Below are 12,992 nucleotides of genomic sequence, written 5' to 3' on the forward strand. Positions count from 1 at the left end.
CACACTCTAATAACTTTTTAATGAGATGTAGTGGTTATTTTCTATAATTATAAAAATTCTGTACCGCATAGTGTAAGGCCGTCATGCCTTTTTTATCAGCGCTATTAATATCAGCACCATGTTTTAATAATAAATCAATGACACTATCATTACTTAGGTCACCAACGAGGTCTTTTCCACAACTTACCATTATTAGCTGCTAACAAGGTTTTATTAGCTAGAATTGACTCTAGCAAGTCTTCATGGCCTTTAAATACAGACGGTTCTTTTAAACCTAAGAGAAGTTCTAATACGTCTCTATCTGTCAGTTGTTCTATAGGGTCTGCTCGATTTAAGATACCACGGACACGTGTTAAGTAATTTTCTTGCTCTTTGCCTAAAATTCGACTTTCCTGTTCAACAAACCTTGCAACATTCTCTTCTTCAAGTGGCAATTCTGGAAAATTATCAATTTTTTTTAAATCTTTAATAGTTAGAATATCTCGACTTAAAGCTATTTTCGCTATCAGTTCATCGCTGCTATCTTTATCTAGCATTGCACGTGCATATTCTATGGTATTAACTTTTAATTCTTTAGCCGTTTTTGTTGAGGCAATAAAGATTTTCGAACAGCAACTTGATATTGACCATGATAAAAAATAACACTGTTTCCAGCCTTCCAAATATTTCCTGTCATTGATGTAATTGGGGATTCCGGCGCAAGTGATCGGGAGCCGGTCTGTGCATCTCGAGCATCCCATGGTCCAGTCCCACCAAACGTGATTTCCGGATGTTTCACTGATACTCTTTCTAAAAATGTTTTTTCCTGTTGGTTCGCTGCAGCATCAAGCTGACTGTCTGTATTGCAACCTTCTAACGTCACAAAACCTTCACCATGATTTTTAGGCAATGCTTGTTTAAAATCAGATAGTAATTTATCAAAATTATTATCGTATAAATGCTCACTTGGACCATGGCAATTACCCAAACCATAATAGCCACCATTACCATGCCCCATAATAAATAACTTCGGATTTTCTTCGAATATATTATTTAATTCATCTGGTAAGTCTCGTTTGAGTTCATCCCAACTATTATAGATTTTGGGTCTTTATCACACTTATCGAAAAAGTAATACCTCAAATCGGAACCCTCTAAATAAACACCAATTGGAAGAAAGTGCTTAAACCGTTGTTTTAGATGAGGGTTCACCACCACACCTCTTTGCTCTTCAGGCATTGGATGATCTGGACTGGTTTATATATTAAGATTTCTATTGCTGCATCTTTCATGGCTCAACTCCACAATATTACTTCATGCTAATAGTTGATTTTATCAAGAATACTCAGCCCAAATGTATACAAATTGTACAAATAATCTCATTTTAAAATGATACTTTTGTCGAGAGATATTATTATAGACTTGCAGTATATTTCGTGAAGCTCTCATAACAGGATTACGAAAAATCCCAAGGTCGAGGCAAAAGAATTGTTTAACAAAGAGAAAGAGATTGAGGCTTTTGTAAGTTCTATATAAATTGGTGACTGTGGTCTGTGTTTATTCCCAAGCGGCAGATACAAATACATATCCTTTTTTATGAATTGTTTTTATACGATAAGGCTTTTTACTATTATCACCTAATGCTTTTCTTAAACGTGATATTTTCAAATCAATACCTCTGTCCACCCCATCATATTCGTGCCCTGAAAGAGCATACTGAATGCTATCTCTACTGAGCAACCTATCATGATTCTTAACCAACAAAGCCAAAACTTCAAAGTCACTGGTACTTATTGGAATCTCTTCATCAAAAAGATGAACACTCTTAGTACCAAAGTTGATAGAAAAATTGCCAAATTGGAATTTATTTTGATTATTGACTAAATTAGGTCGACGTAATAATGCTTCTATCCTTGCTTTTAAAACCTCGTCTGCGACAGGTTTAGTTAGGTAGTCATCAGCTCCTAAGTTTAAAGAGGATACTTCGCTCTCAATATCATTAACTGCTGTTAACATGAGAATTTTCCCCAAGTATTCATCTCTAATGGTGTGACATATTTGATCTCCATTCATGCCAGGAAGCATTATATCTAATATTACTATGCCAGGTTGTTCACGAATAATACGATAGACAGCCCTATCACCACGTTTTTCAATAGACACATCATACCCTGCTTCTTGTAAGCTTTCTTTGAGATAATTTGCTAGCTTAACGTTATCTTCTACAAGCAATATTGACTTATCTTTCATTCATTCTTCCCAGGTCTCTTCGAAAATAAAAACATAGAAACAAATTCAGTCTGAAATGATGTTTCATTTAAGTGTTACATAGATATAAGAATGTAAGCAAACCCACGCGCATCCGTACATTTTATATACAATTGATCTGTTTTAACTCGATATAATAATAGCTAATGGGCGAATCTGTGGAGATAAATCATGAACGCTTATGTTAAAAATTTTGATGAACATAAAGAAAACAAATCTTCCGCGGCATTTGCAAATTTTTAAAACCTATTCAAATAGCGTATATGGATGATAAATATTGTGAGCATTGCTATCCCGAAAAACGTTCTCATTTTCGAAGGAAATTTTTTAATTTATTCCATTATTTTATATTCAATCCATTTATCTATCTTTTATCTAAACTCTTTCTCCTATCAGAACATGATTTTTTACGATTCAATAACCTGTTAAATCAGTTGGTCATTAATATTTTCCAAAAACTAAAACTATATGCCAAGACTCGGACCATTGATAGGAAACAATTCAATAACAGTGTCCTAGCATTTTGGGATGAAGCACAAAGAAGAGGGCTAGAGCTGTATAATTTTAAGGAATCCAACTTACATACATTGTATTTTATGTTGGTGTGCAATAGAAAAAAATATTATTTTATGCAGACTCCAATCACTCTAATTTCTCAAAAAAATACACGCTTTGATGAGGATACCAAATATGATAATAAATGGACCCTGAAGAAAAAATTATTAGATAGCCAAATTCCCTGTCCCTTAGGGAGGTTATTTATTTCCAGCAAAAACGCCTACAACTATGGCATTTCATTAGGATTTCCTCTTGTAGTTAAGCCATTATCTGAATCTCTAAGTATTCATACTTCATGTAATATTCAAACTCCAAACGAATTAAAAGAAGCGATAAAAATAGTAAAGCAAGTTGATTTTCGCGTACTGGTTGAAAAACACGTTCCTGGTGATGTTTATCGGTCATTAATTATTGATGATTCCTTAATCGCTTGTGTGAGGAGACAACCTGATAGCATTATTGGTGATGGTGTCACTACACTTCAAGAGTTAATTGATAAGAAAAATAAAGTTACTTGGAAAGAAGGTAATGGTAAATATCAATACAAAATTACTCCAAATAGTAACTTGACGAAAATTTTGGCATCCCAGGGAGTTGCTCTAAATACAGTTATAAACAAGGGACAAAAAATCTCCATTGCAAAAAAAGTTACCATGGGTAGTGGTGCAAAAATCAGTAATGTTACCGACCTGATGCATCCTGAGAACAAACTGTTATTGGAAAAAGCACATAAGACACTCAATATACCGCTTACGGGTCTTGATTTTATTTGTCAGGACATTTCTCTTCCATGGCATAAACAACCATTTGGAATTATTGAAAATAATAGCTTTCCTTACATTGACTTACATCTCAACCCATCTGATGGGAATGCAATTAATGTAGCAGGTAAAATTTGGGACTATGTACTCGCTGTTTTAAGTCAGAAAAGCAAGTAACTCAACAAATATACATTTTATATACAAATGGTTTTTTTGAACCCGGTATAATAACGGATATAGTAAACCTTTATTCGAATGAAATCATTATGAACTTGCACTGGAGTATTCTCATGAAAAAGACAAAGGAAAACATCAGCCTTTTTCTGAATCTATGATGTCAGGTGAACCGAAAACCTCTTCTATAAATTATTTCAAATAAGGCGTAAAAATGAAGCGTGATCCGACCTCTAAAAAAACAAATAATTTCTTCAAACGAGGCCATGACCCACGAGCTGAAATCATTAAAGAAGAATCAATGTTAGGCCAACTTCAGTTTGATAAAAAACGTCAAGAATTTTATTGCGGCAAACATTTTGATTTGAATACGAAAAAAAATAAACTAAATACATTAGAATCTCAACCAAATGTAAATGACGACGAGACACTTGAACCAACATTAGACGATATGAATAATTCGGCTCAAGATTTTAAAATTTCAAACGAAATGGTTATAATCCAACCACCAAACTTCAAGAAGATTCACTGGAAAACCAAGAAAAAACCATTGATGAATTAAAAGACTTAGGCCCCCTTTTATACGATAAAAAAAGAAAAATGTACTACTATGGCAAAACAATTGATGAAATAACTAAGAAACAAAGACAGGGCAATGTTATCGTTACTCCGAATGCAGTGATATTTTCTCCTAAATAAAGATAAAGTTTTAGGGATTATACTGCTGAAGAAGAATTCTTGCACGGGCGAAAGAGTAAAAGATAACTTTTAATTTAAGTACACTTAGCAGCTCCTCCCGTAAGCTTCTATTACTATTTTAAATGCTATCCATGATTTCACGGATCACGGATAACATTCAGTCTTATAAATAAAGGTAGTGCCGTCTTCTTAATGATATTAAATGTAAATAATCTTCATCAAGGAGTAAGTAGATGAGAAAGGCTGATAAGTTAAGTACCATGTAAAATTTTCAATATGCCTTGAGATAAATTCTATGAAAACTTATTTTGACTTAATAAAGCACAATTTTGGCCATGTTCGTAATAAATTAATTATTGGTCAAGTTGTAGAACATAGTTTAGAACATGCGAACCATCACCATAAAAATCCCTTACTAAGGGCAGCAATAAAAGCAAGTACTCTTGGTTCTGTCGCAGAAGTAGGAAGCATTTTTGCTTGGGGAAGAGCAGCAACAGTATTGGGCGGTATCTCCACTACGGCCAATTTTGCTACAGCAGGTCTGGCTTATGCATGGGGTGTATCAAAGATGCCGTTTATATTATATGGTTCATTTTTTGATCCTTACTCATTCCGCAATCGTACTCCTGAATCCTCAGGAAGAACTCCTATTCGTCAAAGAACAATTCATGAGTCACGGAATCCAGCAAGCTTTTCCTCCTCACTTAGAAGTTCGCATGCTCAAACGAGCAGTTTCTTAAAATCACAATTCAAATCATTCTCCAGCCTTGGCTACCCCAGCAGTTATACATCAAAAGAATTCCGCGATGTGGTGCGATCAACGGGGCTCGTAGACTCATACAATAATATTCATCCTGAAAGCAAATTCGAACACCTAAAAGGCCACCGGGGTGAAATTGGTGGTGTTGCTTCGTCCGTTGGAAGAATTGAAGGCTTCAAAGATAGTGCTACAGAAGTATTATTTGACGAGCATATTTTTTGCCTGCCTAATCACGATGGAAAACCTCCTTTTTCTGATGCCCAACTAAAGCAGATTTTGCGTGAGTTATCCGTTGGCATTTACCTTCACAATACCTATCCTTTTTTTAGTTTACATTTTAATAACCACAGTTCGATGTATCCTGTGTTGCATTCCATTTATCAAAACACCTTAGTTGGTGAAGTAATTGGAATGTTGGATTACTTTATGAAAGGATTTTTAAATGGCGGAATTTTTGATAAAGACTTTTTAAAAAAATGGCCAGAAAATCAAAATTTAGATCGTGAATTTTTAAAAAGTAAGTTGATTGATCTCAAAAAAGAGTATCACAAGAACAAAGAGGTTTATAACTCTTTGCGGGAAAAAATGTCTGCCGTGGGATTGGAATTGCCACCTGGGATAACAGCAGATGAGAGTAAACCCTCTGTATTCAACAATAAATTTCGTACCTCTTTTAGAATCATTGCCAAGCAAAAAAGCATTCAAAAACATGAAAATATGTTTTTGATTGAACCGGATTTTGATGTTCAATATACCATCGAAACTTTGCCAGAATATCAGGAATATCTTGATCAGTTTTATCGTACTCACGGTAAGTATCCTGATGACTACCAACAACTCCTCAATCTGTATAAAAAAGAATGTGATGATATCAAGGAACAAATGCCCAAATTACCGTTGTTTCGCGAATATTTTCAAATGTTGGGTGTTATCAACTTCTTTTGTTATTACTTGACCACATTAAAAGACATGGGTAAATGTCCAGAGTTACCCAATGTTCCATTGAATACGACCTCGGCGTTTCCTAACGTCATGCCCCCCATTCCGGTTCGTCATTACAAGTACCAACCATTTCAGTTGACGATTGGTGATGTGCTAAAAGCCTTTGAGCCTCAGGAACAAGCGCAACTTAATCAGTTTTTACGAGAGAGTGTCGATGGATTGCATAAAGATTGCCCAGCAAAAATGCAAGGAATTATCCATGCGGTATTTCACAGGTTATTAATCGCCAAGAAAGTGCCAGCTGATGTTATCAAGCAAGAAGATTTTCTAGAAAAAATAGCGGTGTTAGAAACGGGTTTTGCCAGGTTTCTTAAAGGGAATGTAGTCGGTCTCAAACAAGAATGGCATGACCTGTTTAAGAAAATAATTGACAGGTATGAGCTTGATATCAAGCTTGAAACAATTGATTCAATGAAAACCATGCAGGAGAAATTTACTGCATTATCTACAGCCGCACAAAAGAAGCTGACGACTAATATACAATCATTAAATCAGCAAGCAAAAGAGACTAATGAACAACTTAAGGCCACGATTGAAAAAGCGAAACTAGACAGGATTAAAGAGGAATCAATAAAGATTGATAAACAAATACCACAAGTTATTGCAGAGGAAACAAAACAACTCGACGCGGAAGCGCAGCAGGTGATTGCTCAAAAAACGCAGGGAATCAATAGTAATAGAGCCACCAGTTTAAATCAGATTAATGCTCAGTGGACAGGTTTGCATCATAGATTGCAAAAACTTCCCGCTAATCAGACTATTCATAATCAAAACATTGCTAATTGCAATACAGCATACAATAAAATGCTGGCTGATCTGACGCAAAATGTTAATGCTCAAACTGCAAAATTAAAAGCAGACCTGTCTCAAGATGTCAAACAACGCTGTGAAATGGCAAAAAAGAAGTTACAAGCTGAGATTACAGCTTTTTATGAAGTGCAGCAAAAAAATGGTGTAGTGGACATTGAGGAAAAAAGGAAAGAAGCTGAGCAGGCAATTACAGGAGAAAATGAAAACTGCCGCAAGGCGATAGAAGGCTTGAAAGCACCGTTAGATAACATATACGGTTTGCTTAGCTCATCACCAGATATCATATCAAAAGACATTGTTGATCAAAATCAAATCCAATATTCGAGCTTGGATATTGCTGATAGTGGTTATTACCAGGAAGCAGGTGATAATCACCGCATTGTAGGTGGTTGTGGCATGCAATTACCTACAATAAAACAAAAATCCATACCAATGGGTGAGAAAATGGCCTCAGCCTTCTTCCCGGTCACCCAAGCTGCATCTCCTGAAACAATGACCCAGGCAAATTATAATGGCAAAACCTATTCAATATTTAAGCTTAAAACAAAAAATCAACCAGCCTATTCATTATTGGATTATGCCGATATCCTCGATTCTGCTGTCAAGCAGACTGTGCCTATGAGTGATAACGAGCTAAATGTGATTAGTGAATTAAACTATGAGCAACTCGCAAATGACACGGTGACATTACCCAAATTTAACGCTGCTGCTACGGATAAATTGGGGCAAGCGACCATTCACCATGTGGCGATTTTTGGCGATGCTAAGCAACTAGAGAAAATAGTCCAAGGCAATGAAAGCTGCCTCACGTTAGCTGATATGCATGGTCATTTACCTATTCATGCTGCCGCTATTGCAGGGAATATCGAAGCCGTGAGTTATTTCGCGGCCAAGGATGCGAAATTAATTCATGCCAAAAATCATAATGGTTCTACGCCGCTATTATTGGCGGCCCATCAGGGTCATACAGCTGTTGTCGAGAAACTCCTCACCCTTGGGGCGGATGCAAACTATTCATTACCAAATGGTCTATTTGCACTTTATATCGCCATACAAAATGGCCATGAAGACACGGCATTGACGCTAATTGAGAAGGCAAAGGGCATTAATTTGAATGCCATCTTAGACAGTGGTAACTCTGCCTTACATTTAGCCATTGAAATGAAACAAACCAAAGTAGCGCTTGCTCTACTTGCACACGGAGTGGATGGAAATCTAAAGCGTAAGACAGATGGCTATACCCCTTTTGATTGTGCGGCTGAAAATGGATTGACTGAAGCCTGTCAGGCTATGTACGCTTCTGGCAAAATCGATGTGAACAGGCCGCTTGCCTCTCAAAAAACGGCGGTCCATTTGGCAGCAATCAATGGCAATTTGGAAACACTGCAATGGCTTAATGAGAAATGTAAGGCCAATGTGAATGCCAAAACCTCGGAAGGTGATACAGCAATCATCAGCGCTCTGCAACATGGACAGTTCGAAGCGGCACTCTACCTTGCTTCTCATAGCGCAATCAATACGGTTAACAATGAGGGCCAGACCGCTTCTTCTTATGCGGCCATGATGGGCCAATTTGAAATAGCCGACGTGTTAATTCATCGGGGAGAAAATCCTGAGTTAAAAGATAGGGATAATCGAAATTATATTTATTATTTACTTCGCAGTGGTCAATATAACCGTTATAAAGCGCTATTGGAAAAAAATAAACTTGATCCAAATTTAACATTTAATGGGCTCACCAGCTTGGATATCGCAGCCTTACATAGTCATAAGCTGTTGATTGATTTACTCGCCGCAAGAAATGCCAAGTTTACTTTGGACCAAACCACAGGATGGGAATTAATTCATTTTGCGGTAAAAGCAAACCACTTAGGCTTTCTGAAGAAATGGCTGCAAACACAAAAAGACCCTAAGCATCCTATTAGCAAGGGTAATGATAAATCGAAAACGCTTAGCTTTATTGCAGCGGAAAATGGCAGCTTCGAGTGCTTGCGTGAGTTGTTAAAAACCATGACGAAAGATGATTTGAGCAAATCATTTGCAAATCAACATTTATTATATGCTGCTGTTAAAAGTGGGAAGAAAAAAATTGTCGATGCGGTATTGGCAAAATGTGATGATGTTAATGTCCCTATTGATGACGATCACAATACCATCGCACACCTTGCTGCCAAATTAGGGTTAGTCAATATTCTCAAGCACATTGATGTCTACGGTGCGAATTTTACAGCAAAAAATAAACAGGGATTAACTTGTTTTCATTTTGCAATATTGAACGATGACGACTATTTGCTGGCTAAGCTGCTTAAGCTGGTTCCGGCTGGGGAGTGGCCTCAGGATCTATTTGCTTTCGCATTAGAAAATAACAAAATGCAATGCCTGGATACCTTGGCCAAGAAATCCAAGCAGTATGGAGCGGACCCCAAGGTATACAATAGAGCTTTGATAAAAGCTTGTCAGTCAGGACAGTTAGATGATGTTATTTTGCTGTTAAACCTGGGTGCTGATCTCAATGGTTATACAGAGGGTTGCCCTCTCCACGAGGCTATCTCAGCTGGTCATATTGCTATTGTTGATTTGCTCATCAGACATGGAGCAGATCCCCACCAAGTTATTAATGGCGCAAATGCTTTTGCCGTCGCTGTGAAATCGCAGCAAATCGAAATCATTCGTCTGTTTCAACAATTGGGCTTTAGTGATGAATTAAGCAAGTATGCGACGCTTGCAAATGAGATAAAGCCCAAAATAATCGATGTTAAAGCAGTTAACTACACCCTCCAAGCCGTTAAAAATTCATTTGTTGAATTTGATGGTGACAAAGAAGCATTGATTCAGGCATTAAAAGAGGTTGATGAAGCCAGATTTAAAACGATTTTAGCCACCTTTCCTGTTAATAATGTCTTATTTTCCTATGGGAATTCTGCACTTCCGTTGTTGCAGATAGCACTCAAAATGGAAGCAGAATGGGCCGTTAAATTATTACTGGACCATGGTGCAGATGCACTTTGCAAGGATATAAATGGTTTTAATGTTTATCATCAAGTTGCCAAATCAGGGGAACATAAGTCTTTGCGCTTGGTAAAATTATTAGATAAGCATCTTGGGAAATACAAAGATAGCTTATTGCGCGCTGAAACTTCAGATGGCATCTCTGTATTCCACATCGCTGCAAAGAATAATAATTCATCATTGCTGAGTTTGTTTAATTCCAGCACTTATAGGCGTGATCGTTACCAAAATGGTAATTCATTACTGCATATTGCTGTGCAAATGCAAAATATGGAGGTCGTCAAAGCATTGCTGGCCAAAGGCGTGAATGTGAACGCTGAAAATGATCAGCAAATTACTCCACTTATGTTGGCAGCCCAAGCTGGAAATGCAAAGCTTATACAACTTTTGCTAGCGCATGGTGCCGAGGTTGATAAAAAAGACATCAAACAAAATACGGCGTTGCATTATGCGATTATCAGTGAAAATCAAGAGATTGCCTTACAATTGGCACCGTTAATGAGAAATGTTCATTGCAAAAATGTCAAGGGCAATACGCCGTTTATGTTGGCAGCTGTTCATGGTCTTTTACCTGTGCTCAGTGCCATTATAAAAATTAATCCATCCTGTCAACACGTTAATAAGCACGGATTGAATGCACTGCATCTGGCGGCTATTTATGGCTACAGTGATGCTGTCAGTTATTTAGTACAGCAAGGCTTTGATATTGATGCGCCACAACAATTTAAAGATGAAAAAAAAGCGAAATCAAAAACGCAATTAACTTCATTGCAGTTAGCCGCAAGACAAGGGAATATTGAAACTTGCGAAACCTTGATTGCCTTAGGCGCCAGCATTACAAAAGAAGATAATTTTTCAAATGATTTGATCGAATACGCGCTCACCAATCATAAACCTGAGACTGTTGAATTAATTAAACTGCTTAATCTTGAACTGAAACCTCAACATTTATTGACAGCAGCAGCAAACAATCATGTCGAAATGCTTTCAGAGTTATTACTAATGGGATGGGATATTGATGTACAAGATGAATCAGGCCAAAATGCGCTGCATGCAGCTTGTACTAACCGTGCTGAAAAATCTACCGCCTTATTAATTGAACAAGGTATACAACTTGAAACTACGGACTTCTATGGCAATACACCGTTACATAAGGCTGCAAAATCCGGTTCCGTTAATATTTTGAGACAATTATGTGCTCATGAAATAGGGCTTGATAAACCAAATAATAAAGGCAAAACACCATTACATTTAGCCTGTGAAAATGGCAACTCAGCTTCTGTATTGCAGCTGCTTAAAGCAGGAGCAAATGTCTGTACGGTTGATAAAGATAATTTATCACCTGCTTTAGCCGCCGCTCAAAAAGGATTTTTAGCAATTGCTAAGTTATTAATCATCTTTGGGGACCGATCTTTAATTGGCAAGGCAGCCGATTCATTACCTACTTATATAAAAAATAGTCTGACTCCACTTAAATGGGAATTAAAAGCAATCGAAGACTCATTGGTTGAAGCGGATGCTAATCAAAGTAATCCTATTCATCTTGCCATCATGCTTAATCAAACTGATGCGCTGCGATTATTATGCCAGCAACATCCTGAGCATATTAATCAGCAAAATAGCGCAGGTGATACTCCTCTTCATCTTGCTGTTACTAAAGGGAATATAGAGGCAGCAAGAGTATTAATAGAACATAAGGCAAAACAGGATATCAAAAATAAAAATACTCATCTGCCTTTGCATATCACCCTACTTAAATCCCATGAGGATTTATCCAAACTGTTAATTGGAACAGGCGGATTTGATGCAAAAACCATTGAGCAAATTAAAACTGACGTTGCCAACAATCATTTTAAGAATGGATGTGCGTTATATAACAAACAGAATTACCTGGCAGCCTTTGATGAATTCAATCGAGCCATTAATTTAAGGCCCGATCATTATGAATCCTATCATTATCGAGGTTGCTGTTACTACAGTCATTATAAAGATTATTGCAAAGCCATCATTGAATTTGATCAAGCATTAAAGGTGAATCCAAACTATTTTGAATCCTATTTAATACGCGGGTTGGCTTATTTAAACTGCAAGGAATATACAAAGTCGCTTACTGATTTGGATCAAGCAATTAAGATAGATCCTAAACGAGAAGGCGCCTATTATCACCGCAGTATTGTTCACTTTAATCTTAATAATGACCAAAAAGCAGCGGATGACATCCATGAGGCACTGCGAATTAATCCTTCCAATGCAACTTATCTTTCGTTAGCAGCTAAAATAACTACCAAATTGACAGAAGCAGCCAAACAGAGATTAATTGAAGGCGCTAAACTTGGTAACCTTCAGATGATCGAGCAAGCTCTGAAAGCAGGTGCAAACATTAATCTGACAGCTGATGAAAAATACCAATGCACAGCACTGCATTGGGCTTCGATGCAAGGTCATACTGCTGCAGTAGACTTACTGCTTTCTCTCGGTGCAGAGGTCAATGCAAAAGATAAATCGGATTGGACACCGCTTCATCAGGCTGCAAGAAATAATAAACATGGTGATGTTATCCAACGACTCATCAAAGCAGGTGCTGACATTAATGCTAAAGATAAAACTGGTGCAAGTCCTTATGATGTTGCTCATAAGGATAATCCTCAAATAGTTTCATTTATTCCGCAACCAACGGCGCTTACATTAAATTACAGCTGCCAATGACTGATTCACTTTACGAAAATGCGAATAGAAATTTAGAGGTTATATCATGCTGAATTAATGTCATACCCACTAGCATTATGCTCTATTCGAGGTATAAAGCTAACAAGCGGGTATCTAGCTCAAGGCTTAATTGATGTTTTCAATTCGGATTCAGTTGTAGATCCCCCGCCTGCAAGGTACACAGTCCTGTTTGAGTCTTTACGAGGCGGGGATGACGACACTGAAATTGAAAGCATGAGTGTAATAAAGATAACGAGGTAAAGATT

Annotated in this window: 7 protein-coding genes; 3 read left to right on the plus strand and 4 right to left on the minus strand. The window is 37.2% G+C overall.

Translation table 11 applies throughout. From position 1 onward, the window contains the following. Nucleotides 1–34 precede the first annotated feature (34 nt). From clem_RS15165 to clem_RS12135, 4 genes are all read right to left on the minus strand, one after another. A complete protein-coding gene (locus clem_RS15165) occupies nucleotides 35–190 on the minus strand; it encodes an ankyrin repeat domain-containing protein (protein WP_232505475.1) in 156 nt (51 codons plus the stop codon). After that, nucleotides 159–536, minus strand: coding sequence for a hypothetical protein (locus tag clem_RS15170; protein WP_232505476.1), 378 nt, complete (start codon nucleotides 534–536; stop codon nucleotides 159–161). Before clem_RS15170 ends, clem_RS15165 begins: the two co-directional genes overlap by 32 nt. 29 nt (nucleotides 537–565) lie before the next feature. Then, the gene (locus clem_RS15175) at nucleotides 566–997 is read right to left on the minus strand and encodes a hypothetical protein (RefSeq protein ID WP_232505477.1); all 432 of its coding nucleotides are present in this window, start codon (nucleotides 995–997) and stop codon (nucleotides 566–568) included. Nucleotides 998–1,536: 539 nt separating this feature from the next. Beyond that, a complete protein-coding gene (locus tag clem_RS12135; RefSeq protein ID WP_094091801.1) occupies nucleotides 1,537–2,229 on the minus strand; it encodes a response regulator in 693 nt (230 codons plus the stop codon). A 452-nt stretch (nucleotides 2,230–2,681) separates the two neighbouring features. On the opposite strand from clem_RS12135, the gene clem_RS12140 reads away from it, so the two are divergent. From clem_RS12140 to clem_RS12150, 3 genes are all read left to right on the plus strand, one after another. Continuing rightward, on the plus strand, nucleotides 2,682–3,743 hold the full coding sequence (locus tag clem_RS12140; protein WP_232505478.1) for a hypothetical protein: 1,062 nt from the start codon (nucleotides 2,682–2,684) through the stop codon (nucleotides 3,741–3,743). A gap of 211 nt (nucleotides 3,744–3,954) precedes the next feature. Continuing rightward, nucleotides 3,955–4,302, plus strand: a complete 348-nt coding sequence (locus tag clem_RS12145; RefSeq protein WP_094091802.1) for a hypothetical protein — start codon at nucleotides 3,955–3,957, stop codon at nucleotides 4,300–4,302. A gap of 432 nt (nucleotides 4,303–4,734) precedes the next feature. Next, complete coding sequence (locus tag clem_RS12150) at nucleotides 4,735–12,726, plus strand: ankyrin repeat domain-containing protein (protein WP_094091803.1); 7,992 nt, start codon at nucleotides 4,735–4,737, stop codon at nucleotides 12,724–12,726. The last annotated feature ends 266 nt before the right edge of the window (nucleotides 12,727–12,992 follow it).

This window comes from Legionella clemsonensis, from assembly GCF_002240035.1.
GTDB classification, from domain to species: domain Bacteria; phylum Pseudomonadota; class Gammaproteobacteria; order Legionellales; family Legionellaceae; genus Tatlockia; species Tatlockia clemsonensis.